The sequence below is a fragment of the Acetobacter sp. DsW_059 genome, from assembly GCF_002153695.1.
GTDB lineage: Bacteria > Pseudomonadota > Alphaproteobacteria > Acetobacterales > Acetobacteraceae > Acetobacter > Acetobacter thailandicus.
The window spans coordinates 126428-141833 of sequence record NZ_JOPI01000014.1; the positions used below are offsets into that span (position 1 = coordinate 126428).

16 protein-coding genes and 1 tRNA gene are annotated in these 15406 nt (G+C 50.1%); 5 read left to right on the forward strand and 12 right to left on the reverse strand.

Annotated features, from left to right (window positions below):
* From tmk to HK25_RS03900, 4 genes are read right to left on the reverse strand one after another with little or no spacing between them, the layout of a single operon-like run.
* A complete protein-coding gene (gene tmk, locus HK25_RS03885; protein ID WP_086635366.1) occupies window positions 1-633 on the reverse strand; it encodes a dTMP kinase in 633 nt (210 codons plus the stop codon).
* A 3-nt stretch (window positions 634-636) separates the two neighbouring features.
* The gene (locus HK25_RS03890) at window positions 637-1848 is read right to left on the reverse strand and encodes a D-alanyl-D-alanine carboxypeptidase family protein (protein ID WP_086635367.1); all 1212 of its coding nucleotides are present in this window, start codon (window positions 1846-1848) and stop codon (window positions 637-639) included.
* An 8-nt stretch (window positions 1849-1856) separates the two neighbouring features.
* Window positions 1857-2741: a septal ring lytic transglycosylase RlpA family protein gene (locus HK25_RS03895; protein WP_233127662.1), complete on the reverse strand. Its 885-nt coding sequence runs from the start codon at window positions 2739-2741 to the stop codon at window positions 1857-1859.
* Entirely contained in the window at window positions 2738-3754 is a 1017-nt protein-coding gene (locus HK25_RS03900) for a lytic transglycosylase domain-containing protein (protein ID WP_369824728.1), read from the reverse strand. Before HK25_RS03900 ends, HK25_RS03895 begins: the two co-directional genes overlap by 4 nt.
* A gap of 202 nt (window positions 3755-3956) precedes the next feature.
* Here HK25_RS03900 and HK25_RS03905 point away from each other — a divergent pair, with 202 nt between their 5' ends.
* Both HK25_RS03905 and HK25_RS03910 read left to right on the forward strand, forming a co-directional pair.
* The gene (locus HK25_RS03905; protein WP_086635368.1) at window positions 3957-4532 is read left to right on the forward strand and encodes a DedA family protein; all 576 of its coding nucleotides are present in this window, start codon (window positions 3957-3959) and stop codon (window positions 4530-4532) included.
* Window positions 4529-5608, forward strand: coding sequence for an ATP-grasp domain-containing protein (locus HK25_RS03910; RefSeq protein WP_086635369.1), 1080 nt, complete (start codon window positions 4529-4531; stop codon window positions 5606-5608). Before HK25_RS03905 ends, HK25_RS03910 begins: the two co-directional genes overlap by 4 nt.
* 9 nt (window positions 5609-5617) lie before the next feature.
* Here the strand turns inward: HK25_RS03910 and HK25_RS03915 are convergent, their stop codons facing one another.
* Together HK25_RS03915 and HK25_RS03920 are read right to left on the reverse strand one after the other, a co-directional pair.
* Window positions 5618-7135 (reverse strand): amino acid permease, encoded by a 1518-nt coding sequence (locus HK25_RS03915; RefSeq protein ID WP_086635370.1) that lies wholly within the window; start codon window positions 7133-7135, stop codon window positions 5618-5620.
* Window positions 7136-7174: 39 nt separating this feature from the next.
* Window positions 7175-8023 carry an undecaprenyl-diphosphate phosphatase gene (locus HK25_RS03920; protein WP_086554171.1) on the reverse strand — a complete coding sequence of 283 codons (849 nt, stop codon included), beginning with the start codon at window positions 8021-8023 and terminating at the stop codon, window positions 7175-7177.
* A 120-nt stretch (window positions 8024-8143) separates the two neighbouring features.
* On the opposite strand from HK25_RS03920, the gene HK25_RS03925 reads away from it, so the two are divergent.
* Both HK25_RS03925 and HK25_RS03930 read left to right on the forward strand, forming a co-directional pair.
* Window positions 8144-8602, forward strand: coding sequence for an MlaD family protein (locus tag HK25_RS03925; protein WP_086635371.1), 459 nt, complete (start codon window positions 8144-8146; stop codon window positions 8600-8602).
* Between the two features lie 107 nt (window positions 8603-8709).
* Window positions 8710-8784, forward strand: a tRNA-Met gene (locus HK25_RS03930).
* Window positions 8785-8919: 135 nt separating this feature from the next.
* On the opposite strand, the gene HK25_RS03935 is transcribed toward HK25_RS03930, so the two are convergent.
* Window positions 8920-9369 carry a DUF4167 domain-containing protein gene (locus HK25_RS03935; protein WP_086635372.1) on the reverse strand — a complete coding sequence of 150 codons (450 nt, stop codon included), beginning with the start codon at window positions 9367-9369 and terminating at the stop codon, window positions 8920-8922.
* A gap of 241 nt (window positions 9370-9610) precedes the next feature.
* Entirely contained in the window at window positions 9611-10492 is an 882-nt protein-coding gene (gene prmC, locus HK25_RS03940) for a peptide chain release factor N(5)-glutamine methyltransferase (protein ID WP_086635373.1), read from the reverse strand.
* Window positions 10493-10529: 37 nt separating this feature from the next.
* Between prmC and HK25_RS03945 the strand changes: the two genes are divergently transcribed.
* Window positions 10530-11003 (forward strand): hypothetical protein, encoded by a 474-nt coding sequence (locus HK25_RS03945; protein WP_233127664.1) that lies wholly within the window; start codon window positions 10530-10532, stop codon window positions 11001-11003.
* Between the two features lie 56 nt (window positions 11004-11059).
* On the opposite strand, the gene HK25_RS03950 is transcribed toward HK25_RS03945, so the two are convergent.
* The 4 genes from HK25_RS03950 to ispG form a co-directional block, all read right to left on the reverse strand.
* Complete coding sequence (locus tag HK25_RS03950) at window positions 11060-11431, reverse strand: YidB family protein (RefSeq protein WP_086635374.1); 372 nt, start codon at window positions 11429-11431, stop codon at window positions 11060-11062.
* 265 nt (window positions 11432-11696) lie between these two features.
* Window positions 11697-12755: a peptide chain release factor 1 gene (gene prfA / locus HK25_RS03955; RefSeq protein WP_086635375.1), complete on the reverse strand. Its 1059-nt coding sequence runs from the start codon at window positions 12753-12755 to the stop codon at window positions 11697-11699.
* On the reverse strand, window positions 12755-14023 hold the full coding sequence (gene hisS / locus HK25_RS03960; RefSeq protein WP_086635376.1) for a histidine--tRNA ligase: 1269 nt from the start codon (window positions 14021-14023) through the stop codon (window positions 12755-12757). The genes prfA and hisS overlap by 1 nt, the downstream gene beginning before the upstream one ends.
* 123 nt (window positions 14024-14146) lie before the next feature.
* Complete coding sequence (gene ispG, locus HK25_RS03965; protein WP_086635377.1) at window positions 14147-15298, reverse strand: flavodoxin-dependent (E)-4-hydroxy-3-methylbut-2-enyl-diphosphate synthase; 1152 nt, start codon at window positions 15296-15298, stop codon at window positions 14147-14149.
* Window positions 15299-15406: the final 108 nt, after the last annotated feature.

Below are 15406 nucleotides of genomic sequence, written 5' to 3' on the forward strand. Positions count from 1 at the left end.
CTACGGCAATCTTGATAAAATATGTTCGACGATTACAGCATTTACTTTTTCGGCCGGCATATGCTCTGTACTCAGGACAATAACCCTGTTCTTATTTTGTTCCGCTATCGTGCGAAAGCCCTCCGCCACACGAATATGAAAGTCCTCATCGGACTTTTCATAACGATCCGTAGGCTTACCTCGCGCTGCAAGCCGCCTACGTGCCGTATCACGCGACACTTCAAGCAGAAACGTCATATCAGGCTGACGACCCAGCTGCTTTTGCAGGTTATTAATCAGAGACAACGTTCCTACTTCACCCTCAGCGCGGCCATAGGCCTGATAAGCCAGAGTTGAGTCAGTAAACCTGTCACACACCACCAGCTTACCTGCAGCAAGAGCCGGTTCTATAACCTGATCAACATGATCAAAGCGTGCGGCAAAATGTGTAAGAATTTCAGAGCGGCGCGAAAAGCTGTGCTGACCAAACAGCAAAAGATTACGTAAATCCTCAGCGACTGGTGAGCCTCCTGGTTCACGCGTTACCAGTATATCCAGCCCACGAGCCTGCAAAGCGCGCTCAAGGAGGGCAAGCTGCGTTGACTTACCAACGCCCTCACCACCCTCCAGTGTAATGAAAAGTCCCTTCGTCATATCTTAAAGATGCATCCGGCGGGCAGCACGTCCAAAGACACCAAGAGCTTGTACGCTTTGTCCGACAATAAGCGGCACGGTCATCTGACGGTTACCGGAGAGAGCCATAGTGACTGTTCCCACAGCCTGCCCCTGCACCAGAGGTGCTGGCAAAGGAGACTGATAATCGAACGACACATGGGTATCATTACGCCAGCCATGAGGCAGCAGCAGAGAGACATCCTGAGCAACCATAAGCGGGACTGTTTTTTCATGCCCCATCCAGACAGGAGCCTGGGTCACCACAGTGCCATGCTCAAGAATTCTCGCTGTCTCGAAATTTGCAAAAGACCACCCAAGCAAACGCTCACCCTCGCGGGCGCGGGCAGATGATGTTGGCATACCGTTAAGTGCCATCACAACCCGACGACCATCACGCAGCGATGACGCACACAGACCAAAACCACCGGCATCTGTGTGGCCGGTTTTCAGGCCATCAGCCAAGCCTTTAACGACGAGGGTATTACGATTTTCCTGACGTATCTTGTTAAAGAAGAACTCTTTTTCTGAGAAGAAATGATAATATTCCGGAAAATCATGGATCAGGCGCACTGCCAGATAAGCGACATCCCGCGCTGACATATAATGCCCTTCAGCAGGCCAGCCCGTTGCATTCATAAAGTGCGAATTTTTCAGCCCCAGCTTTTCAGCTGTTGCATTCATCAGAGCGACAAACTGTTCTTCAGAGCCGGAAATGCCCTCCGCCACCACGATACAGGCATCATTGCCTGACTGAATAACCATCCCCTGAATCAGATCCTGAACAGGAACAGACGCACCAAGAGGCACGAACATACGTGACCCCTGCATACGCCAGGCCCTTTCACTGACCGGCAGAGACTGATCGAGCTTAAGGCGCCCTGAACGCAGCATTTCGAAAGTGATGTAAGCCGTCATCATTTTTGTCAGAGAAGATGGCGGCATGCGCTCATCAGCTGCTTTTTCAAGCAGAACAGAACCGCTGTCATAATCAAGAATGCAGGCCCAGCGAGCAACCGTATCAACCGGACCAACCGGTGTAATCGCGGCACCTGTCGAAACATCTGCAGCCGATGCTTCAGCAGCATGATTCTTTTTTAAAGATGGAGCATGCCCTTTACGAGCCTGTGCTGCCAATGAGTAGCCACTGCCAGCAAGAGCTACCCCTCCTGCAAGAAGAAACCGCCGAGTATGCACGCTGTATCCTATTCAACAACAATATGAGATCCGGTCTGACCAGCGGCAAGAGAACCTCTCAACGCTGCATCAGCCTCATGTATAGTCGAAAAAGGGCCTAGTCGGACAGACCACATTTGCCCCTGAGGCGTAATTGTTGGCACCACCAGCGCTCCCTGCCCGGCTGCAGCTCTCTGCGCCGTGTAACGTGATGTGAAATTTGCCGTCTCAACCCACAAGTCTGACGCCGGTGCGGGTGCTCCCTCCTGCCACACAGCGGGCAAATCCGGCAACGACGTTAACGGTCTGCTTTCAGGGTTCACAGCCGCCGTGTGAGAAACTGCCCCGACAGCATGCGGGGCTTCGCTGCTATCCAGGGCATTCTGCAACACTTCTTTGACAGGGATAGCCGCGATCTGAAGTGCGGGACCACCCGGAAGCTGACCAGCAAGTTCACGGCTGGCAGTTTCATTTTCAACAATACGCACTCTCACCGGCTCATGCCCTATACCGAGCACTGATGCGACTCTGGGTGTTACGGCAAGAAGGCGACCAGCCTGGTCTGGCCCGCGATCATTAAGGCGAACGACTGCCTGGCGGCCATTTTCCAGATTAGTCACAGTCACAATCGCCGGCAGCTGCAAAGTCTGATGCGCAGCTGTCATGGTCAGATCACTTCTGACCTCTCCGTCAGCGGTTAAAGGCGTCGCCCTCTTTACTTTTGGTTGCACGACGGCAAGGCCGGTCTCAGCATATGAAAATGTCTCGCGCGGATAAAACCACCGGTTTTCAGCATACCACGCAGAACCAACCACATAATGGAGAGAGGGCTGTGGTGCCGGCCCTGACTGGTGCGACGTATCGCACCCGAACAGCAACAAACAGGCACCAGACAAAATCAGTTGTTTTTTCACGCTATGGCATCCCCCAGCAGACCAACAGCTAATGCGTAAAAATCAGAGGGATTGTAACGTCTGATAACGTTAAAATTTGCATAGACGATAAAAGCCTCACCACCTGGCCCATCCGGGCGAACAATAGCGCCAGGCAGGTCAGGGCGTGCAAAACTGCCCCCCAGTACAGGCGTCACCCCCTTACTGACCCAGTATGATGAAGGACGAACAATCGTACGGCCTGTCTCGCTTTGCGCGAGTGTCTCCGGCGTATGCACTGCTTCTCCCCATGGCTCACCATAGCGCCAGTGGCACTTAGCAAGGTAATTCGCAACTGAGGCAAAAACATCGGCCTCATTCGTCCAGATATTACGTCGCCCGCCTTCGGGAAAACTCACTGCATAACGCTGATAGGCACTGGGCATAAACTGGGGCTGCCCCATAGCTCCCGCATAGCTGCCCAGCATGGCAGAAGGTGTTATGTCACCCTGGTTAAGAATTTGCAGCGCCTTAAACAGCTCGGCACGAAAAAAAGAGGAACGACGCCCGTCAAATGCCAGAGTCGCAAGCGCATCAATCACATGATAGGTGCCTGTTTTTTTACCATATGCTGATTCCAGCCCCCATATACCGGCAATCGCACCTGTGCTGACTTTGTAAAGCGAACTCACCTGAGAAAAAAGAGACTTGCGCTGCGCCACCGCGGACTGCCCATCAAGAATTTTTTTATCTGTAAGAACACGCTCTTTATACTGAGCCCAGGTCAGCGTAAATTCCGGCTGGTGCCTGTCAGCTTTGAGCACTTTTGCATTGGGCGCGGGCGTAACCGCCAGAGCGGCATCAACCACAGAAGCAGACATCCCCTGCCTGATGGCTTCACCTCTTACCACACTCAGAAAGCGGGCATAACGACGCCGCTCCGCAGCATCAACAGTATAATCGCTCATAGTATGCGCTGATGCTGCATACGCACCAGTCGGAAGCGCCAGCAATGAAGCGACCCCGCAAACAAATTGCCTTTTTTTGATATTCATCATTGGCTTACTTTAGTTTTATGTGGTTATTCAGCAAAATTAAAAAAATCAGCTGATCCGGTTCAGCGCGGCGAGGTTTTTATGTTCCTTCTTCTTCACTATAAAAGTAAATATTTTTTATACAGATCTCTTACTATAACAAGCTGATGTCCGACGATATTTATCTTTCTCAAATCTGACAAAGCTCTTTTTCGATAGTTATATGATACACTCCCTTGAGAATTTTCTGACCTCCTCTGCGCATTCTCCCATTATTCAGATCCTCATTGTCATACTTGCCACTTTTATTCTCGAGGATGCAGCCACTGTCATAACGGCAATACAGGTCAATTTGCACACACTGGGAGCAGGTGAAGCCCTCATTGCCCTTTATATTGGTATCGTCACAGGAGATATCGGGTTATACGGCATGGGGTATCTGGCAGCACGCTGGCCGCCTGCCAGAAGGTGGGTGGAAACCCCCGACCGGGCCATGCAAAAAAAATGGCTGACCAATAACCTGTTCAGAGTTGTTTTTGTCAGTCGCTTTATACCGGGCACACGCCTGCCACTTTATACCGCCTGTGGTTTTTTCAATGCAGGCCTGAAAGTCTTTACTCTTGCAACCTTTCTCGCAACCCTGATCTGGACTTCAGCTCTCTTTGCCTTATCTCTGCACATAGGCAACCTGCTGCTAACGCACCTTGGACAATGGCGATGGGCAGGCATTGCTGGCTTCGTACTGATTATTATCCTGATGGGGCATCTGGCCACACGTATTCAAAAGCAGAAAAAATGACTTCTCACTCCCCTTCACTCCAGGGTAATTCCGGCCATCCTTTATCCAGCTTTGAAACAATGCCTGACTGGCTGTTTTATATCCCTGTCGTGACTTACTATATCCTGCTGGGTCTTCGTTATGGCGATTTATGCCTGCCAACAGCGGCTAATCCACGCATTGAAACCGGCGGGCTGTGCGGTGAAAGTAAAAGTGGTATCCTTGATCTTGCCGGCTCTGTCGCCTCACAATGGATAGCCCCCTACGTCACAGTCACAACAAGCACAAAAGACTATGAACGCGCCCTCGAAAGTATGAAGAAAAAGGGCCTGACTCTTCCGGCTGTTGTTAAACCTGATATTGGCTGCAATGGCAGTGGCGTCAAACTCATCAGGACATATGAAGAGCTGGCAGATATTCTTGCTGCGTTTCCAAGAGGCGTTAAACTCGTTATCCAGAAGCTTATCCCATACAGGCACGAGGCCGGTCTTTTTTATATTCGACACCCCGACCGCCCCAATGGCATTATTTCTTCGCTTACATACAAAGATATCCCAACACTCACAGGCAATGGCCGTGACACCATACTCTCCCTTCTCAGACAGGACCCTCGCGCAAGTCTTCTGCTTGATGTTTATACCCCTCGCCTGAAAGACCGGCTTGAAGAGGTTTTGCCAGAAGGTCAGACACTTGACCTGGTATTTGCGGGAAATCATTGCAAAGGCAGTATTTTTCGTAATGGCAAAGACGATATCACACCAGCTCTTACCCGCCGGCTTGATGAAATTATGAAAGATATTCCCGACTTCCATTTTGGAAGAGTCGATGTGAAATTTGATAGTGTTGAATCCCTCCGCGAAGGCAAAAATTTCGAAATTATCGAAATTAACGGCATTGGTTCAGAAGCAACGCATATATGGGATTCAAAAACGACCCTGAGGGAAGCCTACGCCACACAATTTCACCATTATCACGAGGCTTTTCTTATCGGAGCCAAAAAACGAAAAGAAGGCTGGAAACCCTGCCCTCTTTTCTATGGATTCAGATTATGGTTCAGGCAAAGAGACCTGATTGCCTCCTACCCTCTGAATGACTGATATTCAGCCTCACTCATCACATTCCCGCCCGATGCGGGAATGTTTGCGGCCATAAAAATAATAACTGGCCCACCCCAGGGTGAGATATACAAACAGCAGGAACACAGGCACCGGATTACCGGAAAAAGACGCGGCCACCATGTCGATAAACAAAGGTGCTGTCATAACAACACACAGCACCATCCCCATCACCGGCACGTAGCCTATCCATACCCCTCTGATCGTCATACCTCCTCCAGGCACTGAAAATACCCGTGGTGTATCTGGTGCAGTATTGCGCACCCATATAACGGTGAAGCAGACAATACCAAATGCTGTCGCTGTACCCAGGCTGACAAGGTCACTGATGATATCAATTGGCAAAACTGCTGTTGCCACGGCTGTTATAACACCGAGCACAATCGTGCCGAGCCATGGCGTTTTAAATCTGGGGTGCAGCGCACTAAATAATGGCATAAGCAAACCGTCTTCAGCCATCGCAAAAAAGACGCGACTTTGCGCATAAAGCAGCCCAAGCAGCACCGAACAAAGACCTATAACCGCGCCAATTTTTACAAAAAACGCAAGCCAGGGCTGATGCATCGCATTGACTGCAATAGCCAGCGGGTCAGCCACATTCAGTGTTTTCCATGGTACAACACCAATTAATACGGCCGCCACCACAATATAAATCAGTGTACAGATCAGCAATGAACCAACAATACCTGCCGGCACATCTTTACGTGGGTTACGTGCCTCTGCTGATGCTGTTGAAACAGCCTCAAAGCCAACATAGGCAAAGAAAATAATCGATGCTGCCCTGAAAATACCAGGCACACCATAACGAAACCCCCCTTCATGGGGAGGGATAAAAGGAACCCAGTAAGAAGGATGAACTGCCCGAAGCCCCAGCACAACAAAAACGACCAGAACACCGACCTTAAGAAAGACAATCGCAGTATTGACCCTTAAAGATTCCTGCACTCCTAAAATCAGAAAGCAGGTCACAACCACGACAGAAAAAGCGCCAACCAGGTCAGCCTGCATTCCTGAGCTCAGAATACCCTCAAGAGAAACCTGGAACGTCGTAGCACTCACCTGATGGGGAATAACAATGCCAAAATCCTGCAGCAGGCTGACAGCATATCCCGAAAAACCGGCAGCGACCCCGGCACAGGAAACACCATATTCAAGCAAAAGAAGCCAGCCCACACCCCAGGCGCAGGCCTCCCCCATCGAAACATAAGCATATGTATAAGCTGAACCTGAGACCGGCATGGCAGAAGCCAGCTCACCATAAGATAAAGCTGTAAACAGGCAGGCCAGCCCGGCGACAATAAAAGAAAGTAAAATGGACGGCCCTGCATAATTTGCGGCAGCCGTACCGGTCATCACATAAATACCGGCTCCGACGGTGGAGCCCACTCCCAGCATTGTCAGCTGCAATGCCCCCAGCGAGCGCGACAGGCGCTGTGTTTTGTTCTCTTTTTCTATTCTTTCAAGAGATTTACGCCGCGGGTTCCTCTGCTTTACTGATATGTCTCCCATGAAAATTTATATACCCCTCCGAAACAGGTATCAGCACTGTCAGATTGAGAAATGTAAAAGAACGCTCGAAAGGATACCCGCACAGATGCAGTAATAAGCAAAAGGTGAAAGTGCCCATTTGTCGTGATTCTGAAAATAGCGCATCAGAAACGCTGTGCTCAGAAGCGCCACACAGCCGGCGACCAGAGCGGCAAAAAAAGCGACTGAGAGCTGAGAAACATCAAGGTGGAGCGAACGCATCTTCAGGCCTTCTTTAGCCGTTGCGGCCAGAATCACCGGTTCGGCCATTAAAAAGGCAAAGCGTGCCGCTGTATCATGACGCAGCCCCTGAATAAGACCACCGCATATAGTAGCCCCTGAGCGCGAAAAGCCGGGGAAAAATGCAATACACTGAAACAGCCCTATCACCAGGGCATCACGGACAGTCATATCCGCAACAGTACGAACGCCGTATCGACCTCCAAGCCCCCGCAATTTTTCAGCAATCAGGAGCATCAGCCCATTCAAGATCAAAAAGATCGCGGCAGAAGATGCCGAACCAAAAAACTGGCGCAGGACGTGCTCAAATAAAGCGCCGATAATAACTGCGGGAATTGTCGCAATGACCAGAAGGAGAAGAATATGAACACTCTCGCGCTGAATTTGCCTGCCTTCCAGGCCAAGCGTCCCCCTGAACAAGGCCATCCAGTCACTCCAGAAAAAAATAAGAAGTGCAATTGACGTGCCAAGATGCAACATAACGAGGAACGGCAGGAAAGAAATATCGTGCAGATCATAAGACCAGTGCAGTAAGGCAGGAAGAATGACGGCATGGCCAAGGCTGCTCACGGGAAAGAGCTCTGTTGCGCCCTGTAAAATTGCTATAAAAATCGCCTGTAAGAAAGACATTATTACTTATTCCAGATCGGCTCGTACTAAGCTTGTCCTTGCACCAAGAGCCAGTGTGCTGCAAGCATTGATCGACACAGATCCTGATTATAGATAACAACTGACGGAATTTAATACCCTATGAGCCGAAGAAGTCGCACAGGTGCCAAACTCTTTAGCTATGCGATCCTCGCAGGCACCCTGTCCTTTGCTGTTTATGCAGAATCCACTCAGATGGCATTCGGGAAAAAACAGTATGATCTTTCAGCACGTTTTGTCTCAGCTAATGGCCTGAGCAGAGGTGCGGATGTCGATATGGGGGGCATTCCTGTCGGGCGTGTCACGTCAATCACCCTGGACCCCGTCTCACAGATGGCAATCGTAAATTTTCGCGTTAATGCTGAACTTAAAATTCCCGATAACAGCCAGCTGACAATTGGCAGCCCCTCTCTCTCAGCAAACAACGCACTCATCATAGAACCCGGGAACGCACATACCTATGCCTCAGCGGGCAGCCTGATCACCAGCACACAGGAGCCATCGAGCCTGGAACAGCAGGTCAGCAACTATATTTTTGGCGCGGGAAATCTGGGGCAGTAACCCGAAACAGGCAAATAGCAGGCATATTTAAAAAAAAATTGCAGGAATATGCGCATATAGCCTTGACGCCCTCCCTACATCGAAGTAGATCAGGGCCACCAGATTATGGCGGCGTAGCTCAGTGGTAGAGCAGGGGAATCATAATCCCTTGGTCGGCGGTTCAAATCCGTCCGCCGCTACCATTTTCTGGATCTCTCTTTAAATATTAAATAATAAAACTCATATCGTTTTACTATTTAATATACTCAAAAAATCCGGAAACAAAAAAGAGTGATTTCCCGAAAGAAACCACTCCCCATTCAGACACCACGTCTTAATCAGGTGTCAGACAATTCTGGTTGTTCCTGAATATCAGGCTGCGGCTCATCCCCTCTTATGGGACGGTTCACCTCACCTCCTTCAGCATCTTCCTCAGCACTTGCCGCCATACGCTGCTGACGCGCCGCCTGACGTTCTGCGCGCTCCTGCTGGCTTTGCTGCGCAGCCTGAGCCATCGCATTCATGATGCGAAAGAAATGCTCTGCATGCTGAAAATAAGCCTCTGCAGCAACGCGATCTCCGGAACTGGTCGCATCACGGCCGTGCTGAAGATATTTTTCAAAAAGCTGCTGAGCGGTTCCTCTTACTCGTACATCAGGTCCATGGCTATCAAACACATGGTTACGGTTCATCGGAATCTGACCGTTCAGATGGCGACCTGAACCGCCGCCGCCGCCACTCCCACCACCAGGCCGATGATTGCGGGTTCGCATCCGTTTTACATTCATGAGCTATTGCAGCACTTTCTCTTTATGGCATTCGAAAGCAGGAAACTGCCTTGTGTTCAAAAGGGCATATTTTCCGCATGAAGCCTGAATTGTCTGTCTTGAGCGGGCAACCAGCTGGCAAATAATTGCCAGGCAAAGTGTCCTGGAGGCTTAACCTGAGAAATAAACATCTCAGCCACCATAAGCCTTCGGGATATTAGCAAGCCTCAGCCATAAAGCCAACCTGTTTTTTTAACTACTCTTATGTCCGGACTTTCAGAGTAACAGCACGCTCGATGCCGGCCAGGTCAGCACACACCTGCACGACTTCCAGCCCCGCATTTTCTGCAACCGCCTGCAGATCCGGGCGCTGATGAATGCCTATTTCAAAAATTGCGACACCCTGAGGTGACAGTAAAAATGGCAGACGACTGCATAAAAAACGATAGGCATCCATACCATCAGCCCCGCCATCAAGAGCAGCAACCGGCTCATATAACCGAACATCCGGCATCAGAGTCTGTAAATCGGCTGTCGGAATATAGGGAGGGTTACTGATCACAACATCAAAGCGCACATCCCCTTTCAGGGCATGATCCCAGCTACCGGCAAAGAAAGATGCACGGTGCGACAGATCACATGATCGTGCGTTTCGGGCGGCGAGCAATGCTGCATCAGGGTTAATATCAATACCAAGCCCCCATGCGTAAGGATATTCATCAAGAGCAGCCAGTAGCAGACATCCCGTCCCTGTCCCCAGGTCTAAAAAAGAGTATGCCCCCTTTTTATCTGCCAGCGCCCCGCTGAGAGAGGAGATAACAGCCTCACTATCAGGCCGGGGGATAAGCGTAGCCGGAGACACCGCGAGATCGAGCGTCCAGAACCCCTGCGCGCCGGTAATATAGGCCATGGGTTCGTGCGCAACCCGTCGAGCAACACAGGCAAGAAATGTAGTTGCCGGCACTATCTCCATCGAGTTGCGCTTTAAAAAAATATGATCAGAATTTTCCCCCAGAGCATGCGCCATAAGCATACGGCTTTCCCTCGCAGGGTTTTCTATACCCGCCTGCTCAATCTGCTGCGCTCCGTAAGTCAGAAGCTCTTTCAGCGGCTGGCCTGATATATTATTTTCTGCTCTACTCACGCTCTCTTCCTGTTTTTCCGAAATGGTTATTGCAAATATGTTCTGCGCCCTCCGCAAAGCCACCCTTGCACTCCCGCGGCTACCCGCTGCCCTGACCAGTCTGATGCTTTTGCAGGCCTGCGCAGCACATGCCGGTGAATTTCATATATCTGATAGCAAAGCCAGTGATGAACTCTCTGAAGTTACACGTATTTATATTGACGGGACACTGGCTGCGACTATCAGGCTGGACGATAAAACTCAGGAAAAAACTGTTAAAGTCATGACACCAGCCGGACGGGTTGAGCACACTTACACGCTTTGCGGGCAAATTACGATACGAAACCCCGAAGGTATGGTTGAAACACACGAGGTCAGCAGCGACGGCATCCTCCATCATCCCGACGGCCGCCTGCTTTACGCACTGGGAAGCAACAACTTCACCGAATTCTACCTGCTTGACCCTGATGATCCTGACGCATCAGAACACCATACATCACATTCACGGGTCTGCTCTACGCCCGTCAGTTAGCAATAAAAAAAGCCCCGGCGAAAACTCCGGGGCTTAGCAAAGCCTGCAAAAACAAATCAGGCTACAGCAATTTTGTCGCCATCCTTATCTTTTTTCGCCATTTTTTCAATCGCAACCGGCAGCACTTTAGCAAGGACAGGCAGCAGCGGCGCCAGAGGGAGCCCTGTGCAGCTGGCAATAAGTTTTGCCTGATCACTCGTCAGAACACGCTGCAATTCCTCTGTTGTTAAAGGCTGCGCCGGCCCTGGCCCCACCCATGAGCGGGCCTTATCACCCAGACCAACACTATCAAACTGCTGAATAAGTTTCTCGACACCAGCCTGACCGACACCAGACCCAAGTACCTTTGTCAGCGCGTCTGTTGCTTTGTCTTCAAGCCCCGCAGAGCTTAAAGCTTTATCTTTAAGTTTATTAAGAAAACCACTCATTTGCTTTCTCCCAGTAATCCCGAGAAAAAATTTTCAGCCTCAGGATCTGAAATCGGAAATAAAATAAAAAATCAGGATAAAACCTGAGATTTAAATAATTATTATAAATAAACATAGCAATAGATTTAATGTAAATATTTCAATTAAAAATAAAGTCTATTTTTGTTATATAAATCTTAAATATTTTAGAAATATATAACAAAAAAAAACCCTCTCTGCTTTAACACCAGAGAGGGTCTGTCATTTTAACCAGCTAAAAACGGTATCAGATACCCTGTGCCGCAAGCAAAGCAGCCTGTTCTTCCTGGGTCAGTGCATCAACAAACTCATCAATTTCACCCAGCATAATACGGTCAATTTTATAAAGCGTCAGATTTACACGGTGATCTGTCACCCTGCCCTGCGGAAAATTATAAGTTCTTATACGCTCTGAGCGGTCACCCGTACCAACCTGAGATTTCCGGTCAGCCGCACGGCTCGCATGGGCCTGTGCACGTTCCTGCTCATACAGGCGGGCCCGCAAAATCTTCATCGCTTTCGCACGATTTTTATGCTGGCTTTTTTCTTCCTGCATTGCCACGACAATACCTGAAGGAATGTGCGTAATACGCACAGCGCTTTCTGTTTTATTCACATGCTGCCCGCCTGCGCCGGACGCACGATAAACATCAATACGCAAGTCTGTCTCAGAAACTGTTACATCAACTTCTTCAGCTTCAGGCAGTACAGCGACGGTCACCGTTGAAGTATGAATACGCCCCTGACTTTCAGTCGCCGGCACACGCTGCACACGGTGCACACCTGATTCGTATTTAAGGCGGGCAAAAACACCACGACCTGTAATTTCGGCAATACCTTCGCGCAGGCCGCCAAGCTCACTCTCATCATAATCCATAACCGAAAACTGCCAGCCCCTCAGGTCAGCATAACGACGATAAAGATCAAACAGCTCGGAAGCAAACAGGGCAGCTTCGTCGCCCCCTGCAGCCGGACGTATTTCAAGAATAGCACTTCGCTCGTCAGCTTCATCACGCGGCAGCAATGCGAGGCGAACACTCTGACGCAGCTCGGGCAAACTCTCCTGCAAACGAGAAAATTCCCCTTCAGCCAGCTCTTTCATTTCAGGGTCAGAAAGCAGCTGCTCAGCCTGCTGCGCTTCTTCTTCAGCCTGACGCAAAGCATTAATACGCTCCACAACCGGGCCAATATCAGCATATTCCCGTGAAGCCTGGGTAAACGCCTCACCACTGACACCGCTGGCAAGAATATTCTCAAGCTCAAGAGCGCGGCTTACAATTCTGTCGAGCTGCTCATCAAAATTCATCAGATGGCGGCCTTTTCACCCGATAAAAAGAATGTCGCCGCATCTGATAACACGCTGTCGAGCGTAACTTCGCTCTCCTGCCCGCTTTCCATATGCTTAATACGGCATACACCCCGCTCTACCTCATCTTCTCCCAGAAAGAGAACATAAGCTGCATTCTGCTTACCTGCCCGTTCCATGCGTTTACGCAAAGAACCGCGATAACCCATTTCAACATACACACCCTGCTGACGCAGAGACTGCAAGACCTTAAACACCGTACCTTCAGCGGGAGAGCCAACCGGCACAATAATCACGGGGCGTGCGGACTCAGGTGCTGTGTCAAGCAGCATTGACAAACGCTCAACACCGGCTGCCAGACCAACGGAGGGTACTGCCGGGCCACCCATCTGCTTTACCAGACCATCATAACGGCCACCCGCCATAACAGTACCCTGAGACCCCAGCTTATCTGTCACAAATTCAAACGTGGTGTGATTATAATAATCAAGGCCACGCACAATGCTGGTATTGACCCTGTAAGAAATACCAAAATTATCGAGCGTACGACGCAGATCATCCCAGAATGTGCTGGCCTCAGGCGTAAGAAACTCAGCCATCTGCGGAGCATCAGCCACCAGCGCACGGTCGCTTCGGTCCTTACTGTCGAGAATACGCAGAGGATTTTTTTCAAGACGTACCCGACTGTCCTCTGACAGCTGGTCCTTATAACGCGAGAAATACGCGATAAGGGCTTCACGCCAGGCCTCACGACTTGCAGCGTCACCCAGTGTATTCAGCTCAAGCGTAACGTGTTCAGCCACGCCCAGATCCTGCAAAATCTGATACCCTAAGGCAATAACCTCAGCATCTGCCTGAGGTTCGGCAGCGCCCATCAGCTCAACACCAATCTGATGAAACTGACGGTAACGCCCTTTCTGCGGCCGCTCATAACGGAACATCGGGCCGGCATAAAATACCTTCTGCGGCAAAGACTGTGTCAGACCATTTGTCACCAGAGCACGACAAATCGCGGCCGTACCTTCAGGGCGTAATGTAATGCTTTCCCCATCACGGTCACTAAAAGAGTACATCTCTTTTGAGACCACATCTGACGTATCCCCCAGTGAGCGCGAGAATACCCGTGTATCTTCAAAAATCGGGGTAGACCACTCTCCAAAGCCGTAAAGCGCAGAGATACGACGTGCCGCAGACACAACATGGCTGTGACGTCTCTGGTTCTCACCGATAAGATCGTGCGTTCCTCTGACGGGCTGGATAATGCTCACGGGATATAATCCTGACAGATACCACCGCACCTCTGACCAGAGGCGGGCTTAGTTTTTTAATACAAATAACAGTTTTCTCAGGCAGAAATACCACCTGAGAAAACCTTACAAAAAGAGATCTGATTATTTTGTAATCAGGGCTTCAGCACGCTCTTTTTCAGCTTTTTCTTTTGCCTCTTCGGCCTGGATGTTAGCAACACGCTCTTCAACCAGTTCAACGACATGCTCAATCATATCAGCGGCCGGGATGGTATGATCCTGCTTACCGGCTGAGTACACCATGTGACGACCTGAACCACCACCGGTAACACCCAGGTCAGTCATCAGTGCTTCACCAGGGCCATTGACCACACACCCGATAATAGAGAGTGTCAGTGGCGTTTTAATATGGGCAAGGCGGTCTTCAAGTGTCTGAACCGTCTCGACAACATTAAAGCCCTGACGCGCACAGGACGGGCAGGAGATAATTTTTACACCGCGATGACGCAGCCCCAGTGACTTGAGAATATCCCAGCCAACAAGCACTTCCTCTTCCGGTGCGGCAGAAAGAGACACACGCATTGTATCACCAATACCAGCCCAGAGCAGATTGCCCAGACCAATAGAAGACTTAACCGTACCTGCGCGTTTACTGCCAGCTTCTGTAATACCGATATGGAGGGGATAATCACAGGCCTCAGCCAGCTGCTGATAAGCTGCAACAGCCATAAAGACATCAGACGCTTTTACGCTGATCTTAAATTCACGGAAATCATGATCTTCAAGGATTTTTGCATGCTCGAGTGCACTGTCAACCAGAGCCTCAGGGTTAGGCTCACCATATTTTTCAAGCAAATGCTTCTCAAGAGAGCCGGCATTCACACCAATACGGATAGAGCAGCCATAATCTTTAGCTGCATTAACAACTTCTCTCACACGTTCCGCGCTGCCAATATTGCCCGGGTTAATACGCAGGCAGGCAGCACCAGCTTTAGCAGCCTCAATGGCGCGCTTATAATGAAAATGAATGTCTGCGACGATCGGCACATTCACTTCACGTACGATTTCTGCAAGCGCTGCCGTGCTTTCCTCATCAGGGCACGAAACACGTACAATATCCACGCCAGCCAGCTCTGCACGACGGATCTGTTCAATAGTCGCCTGGGCATCGCTCGTCAGCGTGTTGGTCATTGTCTGCACTGAAATCGGTGCATCTCCGCCCACAGCAACTTTGCCAACGTGAATTTGCCGGGATTTGCGACGTTCGATATGCTGGTAAGGCCGGTAGCCGCTCATCTTGCATCCTTTTGTCAATACGACACTTGGTTAAACAGACCACAACATCACACTGCGTGGCCCTGGTACTACTATGGTGCCTTCCTGCCAAAAACAGTCCGGTTTGGC

Coding starts and splice junctions, on each gene's coding strand:
- HK25_RS03935 (WP_086635372.1), bottom strand. CDS start 9,369: ATGAATGTAAAACGGATGCGAACCCGCAATCATCGGCCTGGTGGTGGG.
- HK25_RS03910 (WP_086635369.1), top strand. CDS start 4,529: ATGACTTCTCACTCCCCTTCACTCCAGGGTAATTCCGGCCATCCTTTA.
- prfA (WP_086635375.1), bottom strand. CDS start 12,755: ATGAATTTTGATGAGCAGCTCGACAGAATTGTAAGCCGCGCTCTTGAG.
- HK25_RS03915 (WP_086635370.1), bottom strand. CDS start 7,135: ATGGGAGACATATCAGTAAAGCAGAGGAACCCGCGGCGTAAATCTCTT.
- HK25_RS03900 (WP_369824728.1), bottom strand. CDS start 3,754: ATGAATATCAAAAAAAGGCAATTTGTTTGCGGGGTCGCTTCATTGCTG.
- ispG (WP_086635377.1), bottom strand. CDS start 15,298: ATGAGCGGCTACCGGCCTTACCAGCATATCGAACGTCGCAAATCCCGG.
- HK25_RS03905 (WP_086635368.1), top strand. CDS start 3,957: ATGATACACTCCCTTGAGAATTTTCTGACCTCCTCTGCGCATTCTCCC.
- HK25_RS03925 (WP_086635371.1), top strand. CDS start 8,144: ATGAGCCGAAGAAGTCGCACAGGTGCCAAACTCTTTAGCTATGCGATC.
- HK25_RS03920 (WP_086554171.1), bottom strand. CDS start 8,023: ATGTCTTTCTTACAGGCGATTTTTATAGCAATTTTACAGGGCGCAACA.
- HK25_RS03945 (WP_233127664.1), top strand. CDS start 10,530: ATGTTCTGCGCCCTCCGCAAAGCCACCCTTGCACTCCCGCGGCTACCC.
- tmk (WP_086635366.1), bottom strand. CDS start 633: ATGACGAAGGGACTTTTCATTACACTGGAGGGTGGTGAGGGCGTTGGT.
- HK25_RS03950 (WP_086635374.1), bottom strand. CDS start 11,431: ATGAGTGGTTTTCTTAATAAACTTAAAGATAAAGCTTTAAGCTCTGCG.